General features: G+C 40.5%; 20 protein-coding genes. 14 read left to right on the plus strand and 6 right to left on the minus strand.

All coding sequences use genetic code 11. The features are described 5' to 3' along the window. Positions 1–23: 23 nt before the first annotated feature. Positions 24–929 (plus strand): GLPGLI family protein, encoded by a 906-nt coding sequence (locus ABMQ40_RS13375; RefSeq protein ID WP_370900421.1) that lies wholly within the window; start codon positions 24–26, stop codon positions 927–929. Between the two features lie 103 nt (positions 930–1,032). Further along, positions 1,033–1,602 carry a sugar O-acetyltransferase gene (locus tag ABMQ40_RS13380; protein WP_370900423.1) on the plus strand — a complete coding sequence of 190 codons (570 nt, stop codon included), beginning with the start codon at positions 1,033–1,035 and terminating at the stop codon, positions 1,600–1,602. Between the two features lie 49 nt (positions 1,603–1,651). Here ABMQ40_RS13380 and fsa read toward each other — a convergent pair whose 3' ends face one another. Next, the gene (gene fsa / locus ABMQ40_RS13385; RefSeq protein ID WP_370900425.1) at positions 1,652–2,305 is read right to left on the minus strand and encodes a fructose-6-phosphate aldolase; all 654 of its coding nucleotides are present in this window, start codon (positions 2,303–2,305) and stop codon (positions 1,652–1,654) included. Between the two features lie 127 nt (positions 2,306–2,432). Between fsa and ABMQ40_RS13390 the strand changes: the two genes are divergently transcribed. The 4 genes from ABMQ40_RS13390 to ABMQ40_RS13405 are packed head-to-tail and all read left to right on the plus strand — an operon-like array spanning position 2,433 to position 6,260. Beyond that, positions 2,433–2,930: a YdeI/OmpD-associated family protein gene (locus tag ABMQ40_RS13390; protein ID WP_370900427.1), complete on the plus strand. Its 498-nt coding sequence runs from the start codon at positions 2,433–2,435 to the stop codon at positions 2,928–2,930. 50 nt (positions 2,931–2,980) lie between these two features. Continuing rightward, positions 2,981–3,673, plus strand: coding sequence for a dipeptidase PepE (gene pepE, locus ABMQ40_RS13395; RefSeq protein WP_370900429.1), 693 nt, complete (start codon positions 2,981–2,983; stop codon positions 3,671–3,673). 49 nt (positions 3,674–3,722) lie between these two features. Continuing rightward, the gene (gene dacB, locus ABMQ40_RS13400; RefSeq protein ID WP_370900431.1) at positions 3,723–5,096 is read left to right on the plus strand and encodes a D-alanyl-D-alanine carboxypeptidase/D-alanyl-D-alanine endopeptidase; all 1,374 of its coding nucleotides are present in this window, start codon (positions 3,723–3,725) and stop codon (positions 5,094–5,096) included. A 6-nt stretch (positions 5,097–5,102) separates the two neighbouring features. Then, positions 5,103–6,260, plus strand: coding sequence for a sensor histidine kinase (locus ABMQ40_RS13405; protein WP_370900433.1), 1,158 nt, complete (start codon positions 5,103–5,105; stop codon positions 6,258–6,260). 49 nt (positions 6,261–6,309) lie between these two features. Here the strand turns inward: ABMQ40_RS13405 and ABMQ40_RS13410 are convergent, their stop codons facing one another. From ABMQ40_RS13410 to ABMQ40_RS13425, 4 genes are all read right to left on the minus strand, one after another. Continuing rightward, positions 6,310–8,166, minus strand: a complete 1,857-nt coding sequence (locus tag ABMQ40_RS13410; RefSeq protein ID WP_370900435.1) for a M61 family metallopeptidase — start codon at positions 8,164–8,166, stop codon at positions 6,310–6,312. Positions 8,167–8,301: 135 nt separating this feature from the next. Next, positions 8,302–9,930: a M1 family metallopeptidase gene (locus ABMQ40_RS13415; RefSeq protein WP_370900437.1), complete on the minus strand. Its 1,629-nt coding sequence runs from the start codon at positions 9,928–9,930 to the stop codon at positions 8,302–8,304. A 113-nt stretch (positions 9,931–10,043) separates the two neighbouring features. Beyond that, the gene (gene tatC / locus ABMQ40_RS13420; RefSeq protein ID WP_370900439.1) at positions 10,044–10,871 is read right to left on the minus strand and encodes a twin-arginine translocase subunit TatC; all 828 of its coding nucleotides are present in this window, start codon (positions 10,869–10,871) and stop codon (positions 10,044–10,046) included. Between the two features lie 133 nt (positions 10,872–11,004). Beyond that, entirely contained in the window at positions 11,005–11,964 is a 960-nt protein-coding gene (locus ABMQ40_RS13425; protein WP_370900441.1) for a KpsF/GutQ family sugar-phosphate isomerase, read from the minus strand. A 158-nt stretch (positions 11,965–12,122) separates the two neighbouring features. On the opposite strand from ABMQ40_RS13425, the gene recQ reads away from it, so the two are divergent. The 3 genes from recQ to lpdA all read left to right on the plus strand — a co-directional run bounded on the left by recQ (position 12,123) and on the right by lpdA (position 17,402). Next, positions 12,123–14,327 carry a DNA helicase RecQ gene (gene recQ, locus ABMQ40_RS13430; protein ID WP_370900443.1) on the plus strand — a complete coding sequence of 735 codons (2,205 nt, stop codon included), beginning with the start codon at positions 12,123–12,125 and terminating at the stop codon, positions 14,325–14,327. Positions 14,328–14,645: 318 nt separating this feature from the next. Further along, positions 14,646–15,725, plus strand: coding sequence for a glycosyltransferase (locus ABMQ40_RS13435; protein ID WP_370900445.1), 1,080 nt, complete (start codon positions 14,646–14,648; stop codon positions 15,723–15,725). A gap of 273 nt (positions 15,726–15,998) precedes the next feature. Further along, positions 15,999–17,402, plus strand: coding sequence for a dihydrolipoyl dehydrogenase (gene lpdA / locus ABMQ40_RS13440; protein WP_370900447.1), 1,404 nt, complete (start codon positions 15,999–16,001; stop codon positions 17,400–17,402). 296 nt (positions 17,403–17,698) lie between these two features. On the opposite strand, the gene ABMQ40_RS13445 is transcribed toward lpdA, so the two are convergent. Beyond that, complete coding sequence (locus ABMQ40_RS13445; RefSeq protein ID WP_370900449.1) at positions 17,699–18,151, minus strand: hypothetical protein; 453 nt, start codon at positions 18,149–18,151, stop codon at positions 17,699–17,701. A 114-nt stretch (positions 18,152–18,265) separates the two neighbouring features. Here ABMQ40_RS13445 and ABMQ40_RS13450 point away from each other — a divergent pair, with 114 nt between their 5' ends. From ABMQ40_RS13450 to ABMQ40_RS13470, 5 genes are all read left to right on the plus strand, one after another. Next, positions 18,266–19,090 carry a CvfB family protein gene (locus ABMQ40_RS13450; protein WP_370900451.1) on the plus strand — a complete coding sequence of 275 codons (825 nt, stop codon included), beginning with the start codon at positions 18,266–18,268 and terminating at the stop codon, positions 19,088–19,090. A 412-nt stretch (positions 19,091–19,502) separates the two neighbouring features. Then, positions 19,503–20,096 (plus strand): TetR/AcrR family transcriptional regulator, encoded by a 594-nt coding sequence (locus ABMQ40_RS13455; protein ID WP_370900453.1) that lies wholly within the window; start codon positions 19,503–19,505, stop codon positions 20,094–20,096. Positions 20,097–20,193: 97 nt separating this feature from the next. After that, positions 20,194–21,561 (plus strand): TolC family protein, encoded by a 1,368-nt coding sequence (locus ABMQ40_RS13460; RefSeq protein WP_370900455.1) that lies wholly within the window; start codon positions 20,194–20,196, stop codon positions 21,559–21,561. Between the two features lie 6 nt (positions 21,562–21,567). Further along, a complete protein-coding gene (locus tag ABMQ40_RS13465) occupies positions 21,568–22,629 on the plus strand; it encodes an efflux RND transporter periplasmic adaptor subunit (RefSeq protein ID WP_370900457.1) in 1,062 nt (353 codons plus the stop codon). 7 nt (positions 22,630–22,636) lie between these two features. After that, entirely contained in the window at positions 22,637–25,822 is a 3,186-nt protein-coding gene (locus ABMQ40_RS13470) for an efflux RND transporter permease subunit (protein WP_370900459.1), read from the plus strand. Positions 25,823–25,898 lie beyond the last annotated feature (76 nt).

Here is a 25,898-nt window from a genome sequence, read left to right on the forward strand (position 1 = left end):
GGCAAAGCTTTATTAATATTACCATGAAAAAAAACATTCTACTTTTTTTGTTGTTAAACATATCGGTCAACGCACAGATCAACAGATTCTTTTATGAGTACAAATTTATCCCTGATTCTAATAACAAAACCGATGTCAAGAAGGAAATGATGCTTCTGGATATCGATAAAAACGGATCAAATTATTACAGCCATGATAAATTTGTAGCAGACTCCACCTCAATGGCAGACCTGCAGAAACAGCTCAAAATAAACCCCGGAAATATCAATATCAATAAAAGAGACAGACCGGGACAGGTATCGTATAAGGTGACCAAGCAATACCCTAATTTCACAACCTATCTTTTTACAAGAATATCTACAGACCAGTATAAGGTAAAAGAAGATAAAAAGCCTGAATGGAAAATCCTTCAGGACAAACAAAAGATCGGTGAATATGATGCCCAGAAAGCAACCACCACTTACGGAGGAAGAGACTGGATAGCCTGGTTCAGCACAGATATCCCTTTTCAGGACGGGCCGTATAAGTTTTACGGGTTGCCGGGGCTTATTGTGAAACTGGAGGATACTACTGGCTCCCATGTCATGACCCTTGTAGGCAATAAGAAGATCCAAACCGCCGCTACTATCAATGAAATAGATATGCCTCAGAACGTAAGGCTGGTAGGAATCGGTGGAAAAGAGATAGAAGTGACAAAAGACCAGTACAGAAAAGCATGGAAAGCATATGTAAACGATCCTTCCAAAAATATCAGGGAAATGATGATGAGAAGCGGAGGCAATGATAATGCAAGAGTATCTATGAAAATAAGAACGGCAGACGGGAAAGAAATTTCAGACCCGAACCAGGTTGCCAGGGAAATAGAGAAAAGAGCCAAAGAAAACTTTGCCAAGGATAATAATCCTATCGAGCCGGACCTGGTGAATTAGCGGAACATATTTTTCTAACCATAAGCGGGATGTGTATTTTATACCATCCTGTTTTCTTTTTATTATCTTTAGCTTCTGCTTTTAAGTTTTAAATCTCAGCATCATGACAGAAAAGGAAAAATGTTCAAAGGGACTATTGTACAATGCCAACCATGACCCAGAACTGATCGGAGAGAGGATTGCATGCAAGGATCTATGCGGCGCGTACAATCAGCTGAAAAATTCAGATACGGAAGGCAGGAACAGGCTTGTCCGGGAAATTGTGAAAAAGGTGAAAGGAAATATCTGCATCGAACCGCCATTTTGGTGTGATTACGGATATAATATTGTGGTAGGGGAAAATTTTTACGCCAATCATAACCTTGTCATTCTTGATTGTGCCCGGGTGATATTCGGAGACCATGTCTTCATAGGGCCCAATTGCAGCTTTTATACTGCCGGCCATCCGCTGGATGCCAAACGCAGGAATGAAGGGCTGGAATATGCTTATCCCATTACAGTAGGAGATAATGTCTGGATAGGAGGAAATGTGGTAGTGCTGCCCGGAGTTACCATTGGAAACAATTCCGTTATCGGAGCCGGGAGTGTGGTGACCGGCGATATTCCTGACCATGTGCTTGCAGTGGGGAATCCGTGTAAGGTGATCAGGGATCTTAGGGAAGAAAATAAATAATCCCGAAGCCAGGCTTCAGGATCATTCAATGCTATAATCGCCTAAGCTTCTAAGCTAATTTCTTGGAATCCGCAATAAACTGTGCCAGCCCGTTATCCGTTAAAGGATGCTTCAGTAAGCTTAATATCGGAGCCAGCGGAGATGTAATGACATCTGCCCCGATCTTGGCACAATCAATGATATGCATAGAATGACGGATGGATGCCGCCAGAATTTCGGTTTCATACATATAATTATCAAAGATCAAACGGATCTCCTGGATCAGATTCAGCCCGTCAGTGGAAATATCATCCAGTCTTCCTAAAAAAGGAGAAACATAGGTAGCTCCCGCTTTGGCAGCCAAAAGAGCCTGGCCAGGTGAGAAAATAAGGGTACAGTTAGTCCTGATCCCTTTATCTGAAAAATATTTTAATGCTTTTACCCCGTCTTTGATCATCGGGATCTTTACTACGATATTCGGGTGGATTGCCGCCAATTCCTCACCTTCTCTGATCATCTCCTCATAAGTAGTGGAAAGTACCTCTGCTGAAATATCCCCGTCTACGATCTCACAGATCGTTTTATAATGATTTTTGATGGCTTCAGTCCCCTGGATCCCTTCTTTGGCCATTAATGAAGGATTGGTGGTTACTCCATCTAAAATCCCAAGATCCTGGGCTTCCTTGATCTGATCTAAATTGGCTGTGTCAATAAAAAATTTCATTTGTTAAATAGATTTATTTTTGCAAAGATAACGATTAGTTTGAAGTTACGGGTGATCGGTCACGAATTATAAATGAAGCATGGATGTTTGATATGGCTTATCAACTATTTTTTTAACTTTGTTAGCAATGAAGGATAATCACTTTACCACAAAACTTGAGATCATCGGGATCAATCCCTTTGTCTTTTTGCCTGAAGAGGTGCTGAATGCCATTTTCAAAGCTTCAGGGAAAAATAAAAGCCCGATTCCGGTGAAAGGAACGGTAAATGGCAGGGAATTCAGGCAGAATCTTATGAAATATCTGGGTGAATGGCGGTTGTACATCAACTTTACGATGCTTAAGGACTCTCCCAAAAGGATCGGTGAAATAATAGAAGTTTCCGTTGAATATGATGATTCGGACAGGAGCGTTCCCATTCATCCGGAATTAGACCGGGCCATTAAAGAAAATCCGGTTGCCCTGAAGAATTTTGAAAATCTGATCCCTTCAAGAAAACTGGAACTGGTAAGGTATATCAATAATCTTAAAACTGAAGAAAGCATCCGGAGAAATATTGATAAGATCATCAGGCATTTGAAGGGAGAGACGGATTTCTTTGGGAAAATCATAAAGAATAAAGAATAAACAATTTTGAATATCTGACAATTTAAATCTAAAATTTATAATCTCAATTAATGAATTTCATACTTGCTTCCACCTCCACACTTTTTGGTGGAGAATATTTAGAATATTTAAGAGAAGAATTGATCAAGCTTTTCGACGGAATTGATGAGGTCATCTTTATCCCCTTTGCCCGGCCCGGAGGGATCTCCCACGATGATTATACTGCAAAAGCCCGTACCTTCTTTGAAACCATCAATATAAAAGTAAAAGGCTTACACGAGTTTGAAGATAAGGCAGCGGCCTTAAATGGTGCAAAAGCTTATTTTACAGGAGGAGGCAATACCTTTTTACTGGTAAAAACCCTGCATGAAGAAAAGCTGATGCAGGTTTTAAAGGAAAATGTCGAAAACGGAAAGCCCTATCTGGGATGCAGTGCAGGGAGCAATATCGGGGGACAGAATATGAAAACCACCAACGATATGCCTATTGTTTATCCGCCCAGCTTTGACTGTATGGGCCTGGTGCCGTTCAATATCAACCCCCATTATCTGGACCCGAATCCGGAACTGAAGCATAACGGCGAGACCCGCGAAACGAGGATCAGGGAATTTTTAATCCAAAATGACATTAAGGTAGTAGGACTTCGTGAAGGAAACTGGATTAGAAGAAAGGGTGACAGGATTACAGTGGAAGGAAGCGAACTGACCAGGATCTTTGAAAAAGGAAAAGAACCTTTTGAGATAGTGGCCGGAAGCGAATTATAATTGAAGATCTTTATTTATATTTGAATAAAGCTGATTAAATAACAATACAATGAAAAAGATACTTACAGTTCTTACATTGTCTACGCAGGTCGTTTTTGCACAGGATATTGCCCAAAAGCTGGATAAGGCTACCAGAGACCTTATGGATTCTTCGGGAGCAGTGTCATCCGTCCTGTCATTTTATGTAACGGATGATAATGGTGAATTTATCTATGAGTACCAGGGAAGCACAGGCCTTTCAACAGCTTCCACACAGAAGATATTTACGGCGGGGGCTGCCTTGGAGACCTTAGGAAAAGATTATACCTACAAGACCAGGGCAAGCTATTCCGGAAATATCTCGGGAAGTGTCTTGAACGGGGATCTTTTCATCAGCTCAACCGGGGATCCTACTTTGGGAAGCTGGCGTTATGAAGCCTGTAAGCCGGAAAATTTTAAAAAAAAGCTTTTGGAAGCAGTTAAAAATTCCGGGATTTCAAAAATTTCAGGAAACCTGATTATTGATGATTCCTATTTTGATCACCAGACCATTCCCGGAGGCTGGCCCTGGGACGATCTTGGAAATTACTACGGAGCAGGAGTCTGGGGCGTAAACTGGCGGGAAAACCAATTTGATATCAATATTAACGGAACGCAATTTAAAAGCTTTTCTTACCCCCTTGAAAATGTGAAATGGCTGAATGACCTGAAAACGGGAGGAAGCTCGGATCAGAGTCTGATCTTTACCGCACCCCATTCAGACGTGGCCCTGATTAACGGGACCCTGCCTGAAGGAAAAACAGTTACGGTTTCGGGATCAGTTCCTAACCCGCCGCTGCAGCTGGGGGTAGAGGTAAGACAATGGCTGAAGGAATCAGGGATCGAGCTGTCAGGAAAAGTGATTACCAGCTCCCAGCTGGAAATTGAAGGGAAGCAGGTTCCGGAGATCCCGAAAAAGAATATCATCCTTACCTATGAATCTCCGACACTGGATAAAATTGTGTACTGGTTCCTGAGAAAGAGTGTAAACCTTTATGGTGAAGCCTTAATAAAAACCCTGGGTAAAGAGAAAAAAGGAAATTCAGGCTTCAAAAGCGGGGTTGCCTATCTGAAAGAGTTCTGGAAATCAAAGGGGATCAACCCGAATATGATCAATTTTGCTGACGGCAGCGGTCTTTCCCCACAGAATTACGTTTCGGCGAAGGCACAGGTTCAGGCGTTGCTTTATGCTAAAAAACAGCCCTGGTTCGAGGCATATTATGATGGCTTTCCGGTTCAGGACAACGGAATAAAAATGAAAAGCGGAACAATGAAGGACACCAAATCCTTCGCGGGCTACCATACCTCAAAGAACGGTAAAAAATATGTGTTTTCAATAATCATCAACAATTATCAGGGAAACGGAAGCAATGAGCTTCAGAAGATCCTGAATGTTTTAAAATAAATTGCTTTGAGAAAATCCATCCTGGCAAGGTTAAATAACTGGATAATATTCACCTTAATGACTTTGGTTGTGGTAACCATTGTTGTTGCCTCCACGATTCTCATCAACTTCTTAAGAAAGGAAGAGATCAAAAGGGTGGATATTCTGGTAAGCGCATTCAAATTCCAGCAGGAAGAGACAACCCCAAGTCTGGAGGTCCAGGCTTTGGTGCTTCAGATCTACAGCTCAAACACTACCATCCCCGTGATCATTTTAGATAAGGATGATCAGATCATAGAACATAAGAATATTCCTCAGGAGATCTTGAATGATCCCCAGGAAATAGTGGCGATGGCCAAAAGGATGGCCAAAAACTATCCACCCATTGAACTGAAATTCCCGAATAAGAATAACCAGTTTGTTTATTACGACAACTCCCGCTTACTGAATAATTTACGCTATTCACCCTATATTTTAGGCTTTTTTATTTTGTGCTATTTCCTGTTTTCATTCTGGTTTCTCAGAACGATCAAGAAAACGGATGAAGGCTATTTATGGGCCGGGCTGGCAAAAGAAACCGCCCACCAGATAGGCACTCCGCTATCATCCATGATCGGCTGGATGGAAATCATGAAGCTGGAAAACCCGGACTCCGAGGGAGTCCATGAAATGGAAAAAGACATAGAAAGATTGAGGACAATCTCCGAAAGGTTTTCTAAAATAGGTTCTGTTCCCGAGCTTAATGATAAAAATTTCAATGAAACCATTCAGGAAAATTATGATTACCTGAAATCAAGGATATCCAGAAAAATAGATTTTAGTTTACATCTGCCCGCCTACACCATATTGGTCCCGCACAACAGGATTCTGATGAGCTGGGTGATCGAGAATTTGGTAAAAAATGCTGTGGATGCGATGAAGGGGGAAGGATCCCTTTTAATATCTGTTTTTGAAAGGAACAGGAATATTCTGGTTGAGATAAAAGATACCGGAAGCGGAATGACCAAACAACAGGCCAGGAATGCCTTTAAGCCCGGCTATTCCACCAAAAAGCGCGGATGGGGTTTAGGATTGTCTCTGGCAAAAAGAGTGATAAAGGAATATCACAACGGGGATATCAGAATTTCCCATACGGAAATCGGAAAAGGAACTACGTTCAGGATAACGATCAGGAAACCTAAGTAAATTCTTGGAATGAGATAATAAAAAAAGCGGGAATTTCCCGCTTTTTTATTTATTTTTTACCAGTCAGCCACTGCTCCTGAAGTTTTTGTTCTGCCGGAGTAGGATTGGCTTTAAACTGTAATGTCTCTATCGTCATCTTATCCAGGATCGCTTTTCCTTTAAGATCGATCTTATCAGTTTTATCCCCGTTTTTTCTCAGTACGGTAACGGTGACATTTTGCCCGTCCTTAATGGTTTTGGCATAATTGATAAAGTCCTGGACATTCTGGATATTGATGGTTTTCCCGTCTAAGGCAACGATTTCGTCGGTGATCTTAAAGCCTATACTTTTGGAAAAAGGCGATAAAGCCGAACTTTCATCAAATACAAAGGTATTGTTCTTATCATTATACCCGGTCTGGTTTGGATCCTTAATGAACCAGAAAATAGGAGAAGACTCCTGTTTGATCACCTGTACACCTGCCTGGTTAAGGTACTGCTCATAAGGAGTAGGCTGGTTTCCGGCGATATATTTATTGTAAAAATCTTTTACCTGCGGATAGCCTGTAACCGTTACCAGCTCATCGATCAGCTTAACATCCTTGAATGGCTTGTTCTCTCCAAACCTCTGGGACAGCTTCCTGATCATGTCACGGTAGCCCATTTCTCCGTTGGATAACTTTCTTAGTTCAATATCCAGGCACATCGCAAGAAGAGCCCCTTTTTCGTAAACATTTCTGTACTGATCCTTGTAAGGCTCCTGAAGTACATTTTTGCTCATCACCGTAAACGGCATGGTATCATCATAGTTCTTGGAATTGGTGATCTTCTCATTGATCCTTTTCAGGAATTCGGTTTTATCAATCAGGCCTTCCTGGATCTGGAATAAATTGGCGAAATATTCCGTTCCGCCTTCATACATCCAAAGATGCTGAGACATTTTAGGATCGGCATAATCAAAATAATGGATCTCCTCAGAATGGGTCTTTAAAGGATTCACCGTGTGGAAAAACTCATGGGAGACCACATCGGTAATGGTTTTGTCAATCATATCCTTCGGCATCATTTCAGGCAGTACAACGCTGGTGGATTCATGATGCTCCAGAGCTCCGAACCCTTTGATCTGAGGGCCGTCCGCACCTGCAAGATAAAGCATGATCGCATACTTTTTGTTTGTGTTCATATCCCCAAGGAATTTCTTCTGGGCTATTACCATCTTCTCCAGATTATCCTTAAAATCAGCGGCCTTGTATTTTCCTGAAGGAGAATATACCCCCAGAACCAGATCCATTCCGCCGGCATTGAAGGTGATATAGTCAGGTTTGGTGTACATTAGCGGAGAATCCGTTACCTTAGCGTAATTGGCCAGGGTATAAGTATCCGTGGTATCTGATTTGTCCTGGTCTACCAAAGCCGTAGTCCCGTAAAAGTCCGCTGGCTTTTGAATAACCAGCTGATAAGGAACATCCTGCATATTGTCTATATACCCGATGAAGCCGTGAGTATTGATAAGATAGACCTTGCCTTCCTCAATGTCGGTACCTGAAGGGGAGAATACAGCTTTATGCTTTTCAGTATTCATTTCATCATCAAAGCTGTCATTGACCAGATAAGTGATCTTGCTTAAATTCTGGGCATTTTTAAGTGAATATGTATTATCATTAACCTTTGTATAGGTTAGCTCCCTGCCTTTATTATCATAGAACCTGATCCCTTCCACAAATCTTCCGTAATCATCTACGGAGTAAGTTCCCGGAACCGTTTTAGGGAAGTGGAATTTTACATCCCCCGATTTCATTTTCGGAAGCTCCAGGGTTACGGCAACTTTATCGTCCTTTACGTTCACAAGGTCAATAGTGGCTTTAATAGACTGTGCATTGACCAAAACTGTGGCTAATATACCCAGACTGAGTGCTATTTTTTTCATTGAATTTAATTTATTCTAAAGTAGTTGTTTTAAAACCGATTTTGTTACGGAAGATTTATTAAACTTTTCTTAAAAATGAGGCCTGTATATCATTAAATTAAAAGGCAAAACCCTGACATGATTTTGCCTTAGCCTTTACTGTACTTTTTTATAGTTGATATAATAACTCTGATTCAGCTCAACGGGAGTGCCTTTTTTCAGCTTTACGGTTTGCCAGCTCTCTGTTGGATTGATGGTCTGTTCCCCGTTGACCCTTATGGGAAGTCTGAAGTTTTTTACCACATCGGTATAGCGGAACCTCAGCTCTTCTCCTTTCTGCGAATACTCCAGGGTCGGGATCATGGTGGTTCTCAGATACTGGTTAAAGATACTGGAAAAATCAATCCCGGATCTGGAAGAGATATAGTTTTCGATCTGTTCCGTGGTGACGGTCTGATGATAAAACTCTTTATTCAGGCCTCTCAGGATCTTCCGGAATGCCTCATCGTTATTGATGACCTGTCTGATGGTATGAAGCATGCTGGCTCCTTTAGGATACATATCGCCGCTGCCTTCGTTTCTTACACCATATTTCCCGATTACCGGAACATCATTGGCAATTTTTTTTCTGAGCCCGAGCATGTAGATATCCGCAGATTTCTTATCCATATACTTCTCAGTAAATAAAACCTCGGAATACATGGTAAAGCTTTCGTGAATCCACATATCGGCCTGATCTTTTGCCGTGATATTATTGGCGAACCACTCATGGCCGCTTTCATGGATAATGATATAATCCCAGTTTAAGCCAATCCCTGTACCGGAAAAATCCATTCCGCGATAACCGTTCTGGTAGCCGTTTCCGTAAGCAACATTGCTTTGATGCTCCATTCCCAGATAAGGGGATTCTACAAGTTTATAAGAATCCTCATAAAAAGGATACGGGCCAAACCAGTATTCAAATGCCGAAAGCATAGGCTTTACCTGCTGGAACTGCTTTTTGGCCTTTTCTAAATTATAATCCAAAACCCAATAATCCAGATCCAGCTTTCCTTTTTCCCCGGTAAAGGTATCTTTGAAGTTCACATACTTGCCTATATTGGGAATAATAGAATAGCCGTTGATAGGGTTTTTTACCTCCCAGGTAAAGATATTCTTATCATTTTCCGTTTTTTTATTGATTAACCTGCCATTTCCGACTCCCACGAGGTTCTTTGGGGTAATGATCTTCATAATAATCCCATTGTCCGGCTCATCACTCCAGATGTCTTTGGATGGAAGCCATACGGAAACGCCTATTCCTTCATCTGCCACGCTTGCCCACGGATTTCCCTTTTCGTCCTTTGTGAAGACCCAGCCGCCATCCCATGGGGCATTTCTGGCGATCAGCGGATTTCCGGAATAAGTGATGTCAAGGGTATATTTTTCACCTTTTTTAAAGCTTTTTTGGGCTGTGATAAAAATAAAGTCGCCATCCCGCTTGTATTCCATCGGAAAGCCTGCCTCAATCTTATCTGCTTTCATGGGCTGCTGCAGATCAATCTGGAAAACAGGATTGGTTATATCTTTTGTGATTTCAAAAGTAACCTTGTTGTTCCCCCTGATGCTTTTCTGTTCAAAATCAGGCTCCACAGAAAGATCATATTTCTTTACATCCCAGAAATTCCGGAATCGGGTATCAGAACCTTTTAAGGTGTCCTGTTTGGTGAAAACCTTATCTTTTTCAAAGAATTGACCGAAGACAAGGCCCGATGCCAGCAAAAGTGTATATGACAGCTTTTTCATTTGAATTAAATTGATCTGTCAAAAATAGAAAATTTAATTAAGAGCCGGACCGGTACGGACAAAATCTTACATCATCCGAATGTAATTGAAATGGTGGTAAACTTTGTTTATGCTTATTTCCGGGCAACAGGAAGGTCGCCGTTTTCTTTCTGTATTTTTTTGTATGTAAATGAGCACATCATAATACTGAACTCATACAGAATAATCAGAGGGAAGGCTGCCATCAGCATGCTTAATACATCAGCCGGAGTAATAATTGCGGCAACTACCATAATCAGTACAATGGCATGACGGCGGTAAGTCTTCATAAACGTAGGGGTAAGGATCCCGATACTGGTAAGGAAATAAATAAGGATCGGAAAAAGGAAAATAACACCCATTCCCAAAACCACCTGTAAAAATAATGCAGTATAATCGCTTAAATCATAAAGCGGAACAATAATATCAGAGATCTTAAAAATCACTCCGAAATTTACGGCAAAAGGAAGGATTAAAAAATAGCCGCATAAAACCCCTGTCATGAAAAGGATCCATACTGAATTGATGATAAAAATTGAATTTTTTCTTTCTCTGGGATGCAGGGCAGGGCTTATAAACCTCCACAATTCCCAGACGATATACGGAAATGCGGCTACCATACCACCAAAGATGGAAACAGCCATCATTACGTTGAACTGCTGGTAAAGCCTCTGAACACGTACGGGAAAATCTTTGGGAAGATGAATGCTGTCTTCTCCCAGGATCATTCTGGAAAAATGATTAACAAGCCTGAAAGTGGGAAAATCATTTCTGGTAGGGCCGAAAAAAATATGGTCCATAATCCAGTTGATATTAAATCCAACCAGGAATGCTGCAATTACAATAGCGATAATTGAGCGGATGAGATGACCTCTTAATTCTCCAATATGCCCCCAAAAGGACATTTCTTTACCATCACTCACAGAATAAATTTTTAAGGCTTCAAATTTATAAAATATTTAAAGAAATCGGATACCGTAAATCATAAGTTAGATGAAAGGAACATGAACCGGCGGATTAAAAAGCATCATCCTGCCTGCTGCCCGTAGGCTGTTTTTAGTTTATTCCTTCATCCAGTAACTTATGCAGGTCGATAATTCCGAAATACTTTCCGTTTTCAGTCACTACAAGCTGTCCGATATTATTGTCTTTCAGTATCTTCATGGCTTCTTTGGCCAGAGCATTTCTTTCAATTGTCTTTGGATGAGAAGACATGATGTCCTTGGCCTGTACTTTGGAAATATCATCACCTTTCATCAGCATCCTTCTCAGATCCCCGTCTGTGATCACACCAATAATATCATCATTATCGGTTACCACCGTAATTCCGTGCCTTGATCCGCTGATGGAAATGATTACATCCTTTATGGTGTCATTTTCCGTTACCTGAGGTTTTTGGGAGGAAAGGAAATCATCTACCTTTGAAATCAGATTTTTTCCTAAGCTTCCACCGGGGTGGAATTTGGCAAAATCATTGGCTTTAAAGTCATTTAGTTCCATTAGAGCGATGGCCAGAGCATCTCCCAGGGCCATTTGCAGGGTGGTAGAGCTGGTAGGGGCCAGCTTATTCGGGCAGGCTTCAAGATCTACATGGGTGTCTAAAATGATTTCAGAGAATTCGGCAAGTTTACTTTTTTTATTTCCGGTCATCCCGATCAAAGCAGAAGAATAATCTCTCAGAAAAGGAACAAGGTTCACTATTTCGGGGGAATTTCCGGAGTTTGAGATACATAGGACCACATCCTGTTTCTGGATCACTCCCAAATCTCCGTGAATAGCTTCGGAAGCATGCAAAAACTGAGAAGGGGTACCGGTAGAGTTCATTGTCGCTACAATTTTATTTCCTACATGGGCAGATTTCCCTATTCCTACAACGATCAGTTTTCCTTTTGCCGAATGAATAACCTCTACTGCTTTGGCAAAACTATCGTCTATCCTGGATTTTAACTTTTCAAGTTCTGAAATTTCTATTTCCAGAGTACTTCTGGCTATGGAAATAATGTCTGCTTTTTTCATGTTCAATTTTAAAGGTATACAAAAAATATCTTAAAAAACGTTATATTTTAAAAAGAATATTTAATATAAATTTTATTTTTTATAAATTCGTTCGCTTTTATTTTAAGCGAAAATTTTATAACTTTGAGATGGATGCAAATTTAGCAATAGAAAATTAGATGAGCGCAAAAAAAGCCAATTTATCAGGCGAATTGAAAAAATACTTCGGGTTTTCTACATTTAAGGGCCAGCAAGAACAGATTATAGAAAACCTTTTGGATGGAAGAGATATATTTGTTTTGATGCCGACGGGAGGGGGTAAATCATTATGCTATCAACTTCCGGCACTTATTTCTGAAGGCACGGCAATAGTAGTTTCACCCTTAATAGCATTAATGAAGAATCAGGTAGACGCAGTAAATGGCCTCTCATCTGATGACGGTGTGGCACATGTTTTAAATTCATCATTAAATAAAACACAGACAAAACAGGTTTTTGATGACATTAAAAGCGGAAAGACAAAGCTGTTGTATGTGGCTCCGGAATCATTGATCAAGGAAGACTACCTGGATTTTCTTAAAGAAGTTAAAATTTCCTTTTTTGCTATTGATGAAGCGCACTGTATCTCAGAATGGGGACATGATTTCAGACCTGAGTACAGAAATCTGAAACTGATTATCGATAAGATTGCTGATGTTCCCGTAATTGCATTAACAGCTACCGCAACGCCCAAAGTTCAGGATGATATCCAGAAAACCCTGGGAATGTCTGATGCACTGGTATTCAAAGAAAGTTTTAACCGGCCGAACCTTTATTATGAGGTGCGTCCGAAAATAAATGTAGATAAGGAAATCGTTAAATTTATCCACCAGAATAAAGGCAAATCAGGGATTGTATATTGCCTGAGCAGAAGAAAGGTTGAAGAATTTGCCCAGCTTTTACAGGTGAACGGAATCAATGCACTGCCATATCATGCGGGGCTTGACCAAAAAGTAAGGGTTGCCAACCAGGATAAATTCCTCATGGAGGAAGTGGATGTGATTGTAGCTACCATAGCGTTCGGAATGGGGATTGATAAACCGGACGTACGGTTTGTGATTCATTATGATTTTCCTAAATCCCTGGAAAGCTATTACCAGGAAACCGGCCGTGCAGGAAGGGACGGGGGAGAAGGGCATTGTCTGGCCTTTTATGATCCTAAAGATATTGAGAAGCTTGAAAAATTCCTGGCCCAGAAGCCTGTTTCCGAAAGAGAGATCGGATTACAGCTTTTAAATGAAGTAGTGGGCTATGCCGAAACTTCAATGAGCAGAAGACAATACATACTCTATTACTTTGGTGAGAATTTTGATCCGGTGAACGGGGATGGGGCAAAAATGTGCGATAATGCATCCAATCCGCCGAAGCTGAAAGATGCTACCGCAGACCTGAAAAAAACTTTGGAACTTATCAGGGATACCGGAGAGAAGTTCAGGGCCAAAGATCTTATCTCTGTGATCGCAGGGAAAGAAACCGCGGTTACCAAGTCCTATAAACTAGAGCAGAATCCTTATTTCGGTTTTGGAAAAGCGGAAAAAGATAATTACTGGAAGACCATCTTAAGACAGGCAACGGTTCAGAACTTCCTGCAAAAAGATATCGAGACCTATGGCGTCTTAAAAATTGCTGAAAAAGGAAAGCAGGTTTTGGAAGATCAGTACGGGGGCAGCTTCCTCATTGCTGAAGACCGGGAGTTTGACCTGACCCAGGCCAAAGCTGAAAGCGAGCAGGGCCAGATGCAGGCAGGCGGAGGCTTAGACCAGAACTTATTTAATCAGCTGAAAGAATTAAGGAAAAAAGTAGCTAAAAAACATGGGATCCCTCCGTATACCGTATTTATGGACCCGAGTCTGGAAGATATGACGGTTCAGTATCCGATTACGGTGGAGGAAATAACAAAGATCTATGGTGTAGGAGAAGGAAAAGCTAAGAAATATGGTAAGGAATTTGCCGATTTCATCAAAACGTATGTAGAGGACAACAATATTGAGCGTACCCAGGATATGGTGCTGAAGCAGGTTGCCAATAAATCCAGCCATAAGGTTTTCATTATCCAGAGTACTGATAAAAAGATCGACCTTGAAGATATTGCAAGAGCTAAAAACCTCACCATGGATGAGTTGCTGAAAGAAATGGAAAGTATTGTTTACCAGGGAACGAAGCTCAATATCGACTACTATATAGAAGATAATTTCGATGAAGATATTGTAGACGGATTCATGGAATTCATGAACGAGTCTGAAAGTGACAGTATGAAGGTTCTGTTGGATGAATTCGGGGATGAGCTTTCCGATGAGGAAGTGAGGATGCTGAGAATAAAATTCATCAGTGATGTAGCCAACTAAGCGATATGTTTCATATGCTGACGAAATAATTTTGAAAGAAATTCTTCCAAAGAAGAGTTTCTTTTTTAGTTTCACGGAAAAGGTCAGGATGTCTTTTCAATATTTTATCTGATGATCTCAGTTTTGTTTATCGGGATATTATTTCGGCAAAGCGGAGAAACCTTTGGAGATGAGCCTTTTTCTGCTCTAAAAAGCATGGAATAAACTTCAGTGGAGAACAGTATGTTTTTCTAAACATTGAGAATATTGATGAAATTTTTGCTGTTTTTGAAGGGCTTGGCTTGAAGGTTAATAAAACTTTTTACTAATTTTACATTGATGAAAAAGATTTCTGTCATGTTTATTCTGCCGGATCTTGAAACCGGAGGCGCAGAAAGAATTGTTACCACCATAGCGAATCATCTTTCCCGGGATCGGTTCGAGCCCAAGATTTTGCTTTTAAGAAAACAGGGCGGTTACCTTAATTTCCTTAAAAAGGATGTTGAGGTCATTGACATCAATACAGAAAGGATCAGGCATTCCCTAAAGCCGATCCTGGGAGAGATATACCGGAGGAAACCTGATATCGTCTTTTCCGGCTTTGGTGAGGTGAATGCCTATTTATCGCTATTCATCAAACTTTTTCCAAGAATTAAATTCGTTGCAAGGGAAACCAATGTGGTGTCCCAGCACGTAACGAGAAAAGAGATCAGATTCTTCTACAATTTTTACAATAATTATGAAAAGATCATCGCACAGAGTGATGATATGATGAAGGATCTTATTGATAATTTTAATATCAAGCCACAGAAGATCGTTAAGATAAACAATCCCGTAGATTTTGAATTTATTGATGAAAAGCTGGCCCTTTCAACCAGGCCACAATGCTTTAAATACAATTACAAGAATGTTGTGGCTATTGGCAACCTGTCTTCCCGGAAAGGGTTTGATAATTTGCTGAAGGTCTTCGCCAGGCTTAAGAACGAGAATATTTTTTTGCATATCCTGGGAGATGGAAAAGATCGTGAAATGCTGCTTCAGATGAAAAGCTTTCTGGATCTGAAAAAGGTGATCTTCCACGGAAGGCAGGAAAACCCCTATCAATATTTGAAGTATGCTGACCTGTTCATCCTTTCCTCAAGGTATGAAGGCTTTCCGAATGTTTTACTGGAAGCCGGAGCCTGTGGAACATATTCACTGGCTAATAATTGTCCCGGGGGAATTAATGAAATTATACAGCATGAAGTGAACGGGGAGATCTACAATATTGAAAACCATGAAGGCTTTGCCCAGAAAATAGTTTCCATTCTGCAGCATAGCTATAACCGGGATGCGATCAGAAACTCCGTAAAGTCCAGATTCTCCAAAAATATCATCCTGGAAAAATATGAGAAAGTATTGCTGGAGCTGGTAAAATAAGCATTGAAAAATAATCCGTGTTTCAAATGAAATCATGAAAGCCATCCGGGGATAAACTGTCTGGAATCTGTCTTTTAAAAACGCTTATAGAAGCTTTTTTTCAGGCACCGGAGATATAAAAAATGAAAAGTAAGGGCAGATATATGACCGTTTCAGAAAGGATTAAGCTTTTTTCGATTTCAAAATTGATAAAACTCACTTTGGTGCTTAGGTAATTATCAGTAAATTTGTAAGACTTAAGAAAGATAATAATAAACAAATTCATACAATAACATGAGTCAATTCGATGTTACCGTAATAGGTTCTGGTCCCGGAGGTTATGTTGCTGCAATCCGTGCCGCACAATTGGGCTTCAAAACAGCAATTATCGAAAAATATTCAACTTTAGGCGGAACTTGTCTTAACGTTGGATGTATTCCTTCAAAAGCTCTTTTGGACAGCTCTGAACATTTTGAAAACGCCAAACATAATTTTGCAGGTCACGGAATCATTATCAATGAGCCGCAAGCTGATATCGCAAGAATGATCGAGCGTAAGAATGAAGTGGTAAAGCAAAATACAGATGGGATCAACTATCTGATGAGTAAAAATAAGATCACCGTTTTTCAGGGTGTGGGAAGCTTTGAATCTGCCACTCAGATCAGGATCACTAAAAATGACGGTTCATCCGAAACAATAGAATCTAAATATACCATTATTGCAACAGGTTCTAAGCCTTCTACACTGCCATTTATCACAATAGATAAGGAAAGGATCATTACTTCTACGGAAGCGTTGAATCTTAAAGAGATCCCTAAGCATCTGGTTGTGATCGGAGGAGGTGTTATCGGGCTGGAGCTGGGTTCAGTATTCCTAAGATTGGGCGCTGAGGTAACTGTGGTGGAATATATGGATAAGATCATTCCTGGAATGGATGGTGCTTTAAGTAAGGAATTGACGAAAGTTCTTAAAAAACAGGGAATGAAATTTATGCTTTCTACGGCCGTTTCCGCTGTGGAGAGAAACGGTGACTCTGTAAAAATTACCGCTAAAGATAAAAAAGGAGAGGAAGTAGTAGTAGAAGGGGATTATTGTCTGGTTTCCGTAGGCAGAAGACCTTATACAGATGGCCTTGCCCTTGAAAAGGCAGGTGTGGAGCTTGATGAAAGAGGAAGAGTAAAAGTGAACGATCACCTACAGACTAATGTTTCCAATATTTATGCAATCGGAGATGTTATCAAAGGAGCCATGTTAGCGCATAAAGCTGAAGAAGAAGGTGTATTTGTAGCCGAAACGCTGGCAGGTCAGAAACCGCACATCAATTACAACCTGATTCCTGCTGTGGTATATACCTGGCCGGAAGTTGCGGGAGTGGGAAAAACAGAAGAGCAGCTGAAGGAAGAAGGAGTAGCATACAAAGTAGGGTCTTTCCCGATGAGAGCATTAGGAAGAAGCCGTGCAAGTGGTGATGTTGACGGGTTGGTTAAGATCATCGCTGATGAGAAAACCGATGAGGTATTAGGAATGCACATTATAGGAGCAAGAGCGGCAGATCTTATTGCAGAAGGGGTAATCGCCATGGAATTCCGGGCAAGTGCCGAAGATATTGCAAGAAGCTCTCATGCTCATCCTACATATGCAGAAGCGATCAAAGAAGCAGCATTGGATGCTACGGCAAAAAGGCCTATTCATATGTAAACATAGAATAATTTAAAATATAAAGGGAAGCTGAGCTTCCCTTTTTTTATGAAAAAAATCAACTTTAAACGTGTGACATTTGTTTTATTTCAGTAATTGGCCAGATATTGACAGAATAGTGAACTGATAACATGAGATCTGTTCTCAGGACAAAGCAGGTATAAAAATATTCAATCTGGGCGACAGTCGGTCAATCGGTGTATCCGAATTTAAATCTAAACCTAATGCGATCACTGGTTTCTTAGCGATTTGCCGGAGGAAAGAAATGTAGTTACGGAAGGATAAGGGCTGATTTATTACATAACTTTTAACCGGTCATAAAATCCGGTGGATTTTGCCGGAGCTATATTGAGCTGTACCCCGAAAGTAATTCCCCTGAAATATTTGTCTCTATGAATGGGCAAAGCATAACCGGTATTCAGATAAATAAAATTGAAAAGCGAAAATCCCAGTCTCGGCTCTACCGCATAAGGATTTAATGATGCTCCCAAAAGGTATCCCGAAATGCTGCTATAATAAATGTTAGCCTCAGGAAGGAACTTTTCTTCATGATTGCAGAACGTATAAAGCATGGAGACTCCGGCTATAACAGATTGTTCAGACATGCCGTTGGTTTTGAATTCCAGGCCTGCCTGCAGCACATTTCTTCCGGTATAGCGATAACCGATATTGATGGCTGTTTTTTGCCATAACTGGGCATAAGAAAGGCTTGCGGACAATAAAAAGAGTAACGAATAATACAGCTTCATGGTTGGGATTTATGGATTCAAATTTAAAATTTTATTGACTATTTTCATCTGATATGGGAAACCTGACAGATAAATTTATATTTCCGTACCTTTGAAGCCTAATTTTAATCATCCATGTTACCCGGAAAAACCCAGAATTTAAAAATTTCAGAAAAAAACAGCTCAGGATGGATCCTTACCGATGGATCCGGCGAAAAAGCTTTCCTTCCTAAAATATTTATTCAAAATGATAAAGAAATTGGTGAAGAAGTAGAGGTTTTTGTATATCAGGATGATAATAATCTGAAAGCAACTACGGAAATTCCATTGGCGGAAATCGGTGAGTTTGCGGTGATGACCTGTGTGCAGAGCCTGCCAAGCGGCGCATTTATGGACTGGGGAATCATTAAGGACTTGTTCATCCCTTATAAGCAGCAGAAATCTAAGATCGTCGAAGGGAAAAGATATCTGGTATACCTGTATATTGATGAGGATCTCGGGCTGATCACCGGGACAACGAGATTTAAAAGAAATCCTCAATATAAAGACCTTCCGTTCAAAAAAGGAGATAAGGTTGATTTGATTATGATGAATGAAAGTGAGCTGGGCTGGAATGTTGTGATTAATAAAAAATATATCGGCTTGGTTTACGCTTCCGATGTTTTTAAAAAGCTATATCCTTTATCCGAAGAAACCGGCTATATCAAAGAGATCCGTGAAGATGGGAAAATAGATGTTTCATTACAGCCTCAGGGCTTTGAGAATATTGATGAATTCCGGAAAAAGATCCTGGATAAACTGGAAGAAAATTACGGACTGCTCTATCTTTCGGACCAATCAACTCCGGAGGAAATCAAGGAAGAACTTCAGATGAGTAAAAAGAATTTTAAAAAAGCGATCGGTGGGCTTTATAAAGATAAGATCATTGATATTTTAGACGATAAGATCAGGTTATTATAAGAAACGGGCAGAAATTTCTGCCCGTTTTCGTTTTATTATCTGTTTTTCACTATATAGACTCTGTCTTCGAAACCTTGATCATCCACAGTAATTTCTGTCTGTATCTCAATAGATTCTGTTTTCTTAAACTTTGGATTTATAACTTTCTCCGTATCATAAATATTATAACTCCAATTTTTCTAAGCTGAACATTTAACCCATTTAAAAATATTTCACGCCTATCTTGATCTGTCCATTGCTTCATAGAAATAAAGAACAGCAGAACACTGTGAAAAGGAACAGGATTTTTTGTATTCATACGGGCGGGATTAAAAACCTGATGTAAATCATAATAATTCTATTAATTTTCTTGTTTAACAATTTTGTCAAAACAGACAGTTGATTTATATTTGCACAAATTTGTTTAACAAAAATGTCAAATCAAGCAAAAAAAGACCAAACACAAGAATTGATCAAGGAGACAGCAAAGAATTTATTCTTTGTGAAAGGTAAGTTTGACGCTACAACCCAGGAAATTGCTGATGCAGCCGGGGTCAACAGAACGCTTATAAACTACTACTTCCGCTCGAGAGATAATCTTATCCAGATTATTTTTGATGAAGCACAAAGAGTAGAACACGAAAAATCTGAAATCATTATGAATTCCGATTTGCCTTTTAAGGAAAAAATAAGCCAGTTTATAGAAGGAAGTTTATCTACAAGTCTTCAGTATCCCTACCTCGAAACCTATATTGTTTCGCAGATCAATAAAGGGAACTGCCATAAAAAAGATATAGAAGAAGATGAATTGAAAAAGCTGTATGACGATATTGAAAGGGAAATGGAACTGGGAAATATTGAAAAAATGGAACCGGTACAGTTTCTTTTAAATATGGTCTCCCTGCTGGTATTTCCCAGTGCAGTAAGGCCATTGCTGATGGAAAATCTGATGATTAATGATGAAGAATTTGACAGGATCATCTCAGCAAGAAAAGAGATCATTTTGAATATGTTATTTAAAAAATAAAAAAGGTTAAAGTAATTTTTAAAATGATTCGTCCCTTAAAAATAAATGCTCTGAAAAAAAAATACTATTAAAAAAATAAACGAAGTAATATAAAATTATGAAAAGAAAACGTATAACTGCAAAAAAGCTAAAAATAGGAATAGCGGCTGCATTTATGATTTTCGGTTTTTCATCAGCATCTGCACAGCAGCAGGTTTCCCTGCAGGAAGCTATCAAGCAGGCGCTACAAAATAAAGCGGAAGCTAAAAAAGCTGCTTTACAGGTGAAAAAAGCTGAATATAAGATCAATGAAGCAAGAGCCGGAGCTTTACCCCAGATCAGCGCAAATATCAGTAATACCTATAACCCGATTTTGCAGACATCTGTTCTCCCAGGTGAAATCATAGGAATGCCGGGACAGCTTGTTCCTGTAACTTTCGGCACCAAGTGGCAGTCTGTAAATTCAGTGACTCTTTATCAGAACATCTTTGATCAGAGGGTTTTCACAGGGCTAAAAGCCGCAAAGTCCACCCGTGAGTTTTATATCCTCAATTCGGAACTCACCAATGAGCAGATCATCGAAAATGTTGCTACCGCCTATTATCAGGTATTCGTTCAGGAAGAAGATCTTAAAACGGTAGAGGCCAGCTATGCTAATACCGAAAAAGTAAGAAACGTGATCAAGAGCCTGGTGGATAATGGTTTGGCTAAACCTATCGATTTAGACCGTACGAATGTTCAGCTTACCAATATCGGGTCTAACCGACAACAGCTGATCAATGCTGTGGAAGTTTCTAAAAATGCATTGAAGTTTTATATGGGAATCCCTATTGAAACCCCTATTGAACTTGAAGAAAAGACGATTGAGCCGAACCCCCAGCTTCTGGCAACCAATGTTAGCCTGGAACAGAGATCAGAATTAAAGGTTTTGAACAAGCAGAGAGAGCTTTTACAATACAATAAAAAGGCAACAGAGGCTTACCTCTATCCTACAGTAGGATTGACGGCTAACTATGGATGGCAGGGATTAGGAAATAAGTTTCCGTACTTTACCGGCGCTTCACAGGGGACCAACTGGAGTGATTATGCTTCTATAGGCCTGGCCATCAAAATCCCGATCTTTATGGGAGGACAAACGAAAGCGCAGATTCAGCAGGCGGAAATTGATATTCAGGACCTGGATCAGGATATTGAAAATACAAAGCTCAGCCTGAGCCTGGATTATAAGAATGCTGTCTCCAATATGGAAAATGCGATCATCAGCATTCAGAGCATGAAAGACAATGTGGACCTGGCTGAGAAGGTACAGAGAGATACACAATCCAATTATCAGTACGGTCTGGCAACTCTTACGGAGGTTCTTGATGCCGAAAATGCTCTGACCCAGGCTAAGCAGAATTATGCAAATGCTTTATTGGATTATAAACAGGCGGAAATAAAATTGATCAAAGCAAAAGGAGAGTTAAACACATTACAAAACCCATAATAAACTATGAAAAAAACTTTAATATATATCATCGTGGCGGCTGTCCTGGTAGGTTTGGCAGCTTATAAGATTGCCAGCAACAAGGAGAAGCAGACGCAGGAAGTTACCGAGGTTGCGAAGCAGGTAGACAAAATCAACGTAAATGTAGTAACTGTAACCAGAGAAAATATCAATACAGATTACTCCGCGAACGGTACTTTTCTTCCAAAGCAGGAAATGAATCAGTCTTCAGAAATCTCAGGACGTATCGTAAGTGTTCTTGTAAAAGAAGGCTCAAGAGTTTCTGCGGGGCAGACGTTGGCTACCATTAAAAGAGACGCTATTGAAGTTGACGTTACCCAGGCTCAGAATAACTTACAGAATGCAATTATAGATAACCAACGTTACGAAAACGCATACAAAACAGGAGGCGTTACGAAGCAGCAGTTGGATAATTCAAGATTACAATTAAAGAATGCCCAGGCTGCAGTAAGAGCCCAAAGCGTTAAAATAAATGATACAAGCATCCGTGCAGGGATCAGTGGTGTGATCAATAAAAAGATGGTGGAGCCGGGAACCGTAGTTTCTCCGGGAACGGCAATGTTTGAAATCGTAAATATCAGCAGTCTGAAGCTTTCCGTACTGGTAGATGAAAGCCAGATCGGTAGGATTCAGCTCGGGCAGACAGTGCCTATCAGTGTGAATGTTTTACCGGAAGATTCTTTCAGTGGAAAAATCACCTTCATTGCTCCTAAAAGTGATGCATCATTGAATTTCCCCGTTGAAATTGAAGTTCCGAATAACGGAAAGCTGAAAGCGGGTATGTATGCTACAGCCATATTCAAAACCAACAATGGCGCTGAAACCCAGAATATGCTGACGGTTCCTGCTGAAGCATTCGTAAACGGAGTAAGCTCAGGACAGCTGTTTATCGTTCAGAACGGAGTTGCCAAGCTTATCAAGGTAACGGTAGGTAAAGTTTATGGAGATAAGGTGCAGATTTTAAGTGGTCTTAACGGCGGGGAACAGGTAGTTACCAGCGGACAGATCAATCTTGATAACGGGTCTAAAGTCAATATCGTAAAGTAGAAGATTTATGAAGTTAGCAGAAATATCGATAAAAAGACCCTCGTTGGTTATTGTATTATTTACAATCCTGACATTAGGGGGGATCCTGAGCTATACGCTCATGGGATACGAGTTGATTCCGAAGTTTGAAACCAATATGGTAACCATTTCTACGGTATATCCGGGAGCTTCGCCGAGTGAGGTGGAAACTTCCGTGACCAGGAAGATAGAAGATGCTGTTGGTTCTTTGGAAAATGTGAAAAAGGTGGAATCTTCCTCTTATGAAAGCTTGTCTGTAATTATGGTTCAGCTGAACGACGGGGCGGATGTAGATTATGCTCTAAATGATGCGCAGAGAAAGGTAAACGCAATCCTGGCAGACCTTCCGGATGATGTAGATGCGCCGTCTCTGAATAAGTTCTCTTTGGATGATCTGCCGATCATTACAATGAGTATTTCAAGTACCAAACTGAATAGCAAGGATCTTTATGACCTGTTGGATAAAAAAATCGAACCTATTTTCTCCCGAGTAAACGGGGTAGCACAAGTGGACCTTGTGGGTGGGCAGGAAAGAGAAATCCAGGTAAATATCGATGAGAAAAAATTACAGGGGTATGGCCTTTCTGTCGGGGATGTACAACAGGCAATTCTTTCATCAAACCTTGATTTCCCTACAGGTAGCCTGAAAACGAGAACAACAAAATCTACGATCAGGTTATCAGGAAAATATAAATCGGTTGCGGAAATGAACAACCTTGTGGTTTCCAATAAAAACGGGGCTCAGGTTCGTTTATCTGATATTGCAACGGTTTTCGATTCTCAGAAGGACGTTGAAAAAGTAGCGAGATTCAACCAGTTCCCGACGATTTTAATGCAGGTGAAAAAGCAATCCGATGCCAATGCGGTTGCAGTATCTGAAAGTGTTCAGAAAACCATTGAGACAGTAGAAAAAACATATGCCGCACAGGGAGTAAAAGTAAAGGTAGTAAATGATACCACAGACTTCACCCTGGAATCTGCCAACCACGTTATCTTCGACTTGTTCTTAGCGATTATACTCGTGGCGATTGTGATGTTGTTATTCCTTCACAGTATCAGGAATGCGTTTATTGTAATGGTTTCTATCCCTGCTTCATTGATAGCAACGTTCATTGGGATGAACCTGATGGGATACACCCTGAACTTAATGAGCTTACTTGGTCTGTCGCTTGTGGTAGGTATCCTTGTGGATGACGCCATCGTTGTGCTGGAAAATATTTACCGTCACATGGAGATGGGTAAAAGTAAGATCAGAGCAGCATATGACGGAGCTTCAGAAATCGGATTTACGGTTGCGGCTATTACTTTGGTAATTGTGGTGGTATTCTTACCGATTGCCATGAGTACAGGTCTTGTGGCCAATATCCTGGCCCAGTTCTGTGTCACGGTGGTTATTGCTACCTTATTGTCATTGTTGGCTTCATTTACCATCATTCCTTGGCTATCATCAAGGTTCGGTAAATTGCAGCATCTGACAGGGAAGAACTGGTTTGAGAAGTTTATCCTTTGGTTTGAAGGTTTGATTGACAGATTCACACATTGGGTGACAGGAATCCTTGAATGGTGTTTGAAAACTACTCTGCGAAGGATATCTACGGTTGTAATCACCTTCATTGTTTTGATCAGTTCATTCATGCTCGTGGCGTTTGGATTCATCGGTGGTGAGTTCTTCCCTCCGATAGACCGTGGCCAGTTCCTGGTTCAGATGGAATTATCAAAAGATGCTACCATTGAAAAAACTAACCAGCTGACGCTAGAGGTTGAGAAATTTTTAAGAAATGATAAAGATGTGGTAGACCTTATCACAACAGTTGGTCAGCAGTCAACAGGTTTTGGCGGGGCTCAGGCTACAACTTATCAGTCTGAAGTCCAGGTAAATTTAACGGATAAATCTGAACGTTCTGAGAGCACGAACATCAAGGCGGCTAGAGTAAAAAGAGCCTTGGAAGAGAAATTCACAGGGGTTGAGTTCAAAACAGCTCCGATCGGGATCATGGGTGCTGAAAATGCCCCGATTGAGATGGTGGTAACTGCTCCGGATAATGAAACAGCAGTAAAAGAAGCAACCAGAATTTTGGGATTATTGAAAAAAGTTCCGGGAGCGGTAGATGCTGAATTGTCAACCGATACAGGAAATCCGGAAGTTCAGGTGAATATCGACAGGGATAAAATGGCTTCTTTAGGCCTGAATCTTTCCAATGTAGGACAAACGATGCAGACGGCATTCAACGGAAATACAGATGGAAAATTCAGAGCAGGGGAATATGAATATGATATTAATATCCGTTTCGCCGATGCCAGCAGAAAATCCATTGATGATGTTAAAAACCTGATCTTTACCAATAGCAACGGAGAGCAGATCCGTCTGAGCCAGTTTGCAGATGTGAAGATGGGTTCCGGGCCGAGCTTGCTTGAACGTAGAGATAAATCACCTTCTGTAAAAGTAAGAGCTAAAGCAGTAGGTAGACCGGTAGGAGACGTTGCCAATGAATGGGCTGCACAGTTTATGGACAACAAGAACAAACCGGCCGGTGTAGATTATATCTGGAGCGGTGATATGGAAAACCAGCAGGAAGGTTTCGGTACATTGGGGATTGCTTTATTGGCAGCTATCGTATTGGTGTACCTGGTAATGGTTTCCTTGTATGACAGCTTTGTATATCCGTTCGTGGTATTGTTCTCCATTCCGTTGGCGATGATCGGGGTAATGGTAATCCTTGCCTTAACAGCCAACTCGCTGAATATCTTTACCATGCTGGGTATGATCATGTTGATCGGTCTTGTTGCGAAAAACGCGATCCTGATCGTAGACTTTACAAATGCCAGAAAAGCAGCCGGTGCGAATACCCATGATGCATTAATTCAGGCCAACCATGCGCGTCTTCGTCCGATCCTGATGACTACCATTGCAATGATCTTCGGTATGTTACCGATCGCATTGGCAACCGGGGCAGGTGCGGAAATGAACAAAGGTCTGGCATGGGTGGTTATTGGTGGTTTGACGTCATCTTTATTCCTTACCCTGATTATTGTACCGGTGGTTTATTCTTTATTTGACTCTGTCTTAAGACGTTTCAGAAAAGGCAAAGAAATAGACTATGAAGCTGAAATGAAAGCCGATTATGTACACAGAGAACTAAGTGATGATGGTTATACACCAAAGCATTTAGATTAACATACAACCTTTAATTAACTACAAGAGGCTGTCTCAAAAGGTAAATTAACGCTCTGAGAATCTCTTAAATGACAAA

It is taken from the genome of Chryseobacterium gossypii (genome assembly GCF_041361455.1).
Taxonomy (GTDB): domain Bacteria; phylum Bacteroidota; class Bacteroidia; order Flavobacteriales; family Weeksellaceae; genus Chryseobacterium; species Chryseobacterium gossypii.

Bases quoted from the DNA above. Each gene is read 5' to 3' on its own strand.
- ABMQ40_RS13455 (WP_370900453.1), top strand. From the start codon at position 19,503: ATGTCAAATCAAGCAAAAAAAGACCAAACACAAGAATTGATCAAGGAG.
- ABMQ40_RS13410 (WP_370900435.1), bottom strand. From the start codon at position 8,166: ATGAAAAAAATAGCACTCAGTCTGGGTATATTAGCCACAGTTTTGGTC.
- ABMQ40_RS13460 (WP_370900455.1), top strand. From the start codon at position 20,194: ATGAAAAGAAAACGTATAACTGCAAAAAAGCTAAAAATAGGAATAGCG.
- ABMQ40_RS13435 (WP_370900445.1), top strand. From the start codon at position 14,646: ATGAAAAAGATTTCTGTCATGTTTATTCTGCCGGATCTTGAAACCGGA.
- fsa (WP_370900425.1), bottom strand. From the start codon at position 2,305: ATGAAATTTTTTATTGACACAGCCAATTTAGATCAGATCAAGGAAGCC.
- ABMQ40_RS13465 (WP_370900457.1), top strand. From the start codon at position 21,568: ATGAAAAAAACTTTAATATATATCATCGTGGCGGCTGTCCTGGTAGGT.
- ABMQ40_RS13375 (WP_370900421.1), top strand. From the start codon at position 24: ATGAAAAAAAACATTCTACTTTTTTTGTTGTTAAACATATCGGTCAAC.
- ABMQ40_RS13415 (WP_370900437.1), bottom strand. From the start codon at position 9,930: ATGAAAAAGCTGTCATATACACTTTTGCTGGCATCGGGCCTTGTCTTC.
- ABMQ40_RS13470 (WP_370900459.1), top strand. From the start codon at position 22,637: ATGAAGTTAGCAGAAATATCGATAAAAAGACCCTCGTTGGTTATTGTA.
- ABMQ40_RS13425 (WP_370900441.1), bottom strand. From the start codon at position 11,964: ATGAAAAAAGCAGACATTATTTCCATAGCCAGAAGTACTCTGGAAATA.
- ABMQ40_RS13445 (WP_370900449.1), bottom strand. From the start codon at position 18,151: ATGAAGCTGTATTATTCGTTACTCTTTTTATTGTCCGCAAGCCTTTCT.
- dacB (WP_370900431.1), top strand. From the start codon at position 3,723: ATGAAAAAGATACTTACAGTTCTTACATTGTCTACGCAGGTCGTTTTT.
- lpdA (WP_370900447.1), top strand. From the start codon at position 15,999: ATGAGTCAATTCGATGTTACCGTAATAGGTTCTGGTCCCGGAGGTTAT.
- ABMQ40_RS13380 (WP_370900423.1), top strand. From the start codon at position 1,033: ATGACAGAAAAGGAAAAATGTTCAAAGGGACTATTGTACAATGCCAAC.
- recQ (WP_370900443.1), top strand. From the start codon at position 12,123: ATGAGCGCAAAAAAAGCCAATTTATCAGGCGAATTGAAAAAATACTTC.
- pepE (WP_370900429.1), top strand. From the start codon at position 2,981: ATGAATTTCATACTTGCTTCCACCTCCACACTTTTTGGTGGAGAATAT.
- ABMQ40_RS13450 (WP_370900451.1), top strand. From the start codon at position 18,266: ATGTTACCCGGAAAAACCCAGAATTTAAAAATTTCAGAAAAAAACAGC.
- ABMQ40_RS13390 (WP_370900427.1), top strand. From the start codon at position 2,433: ATGAAGGATAATCACTTTACCACAAAACTTGAGATCATCGGGATCAAT.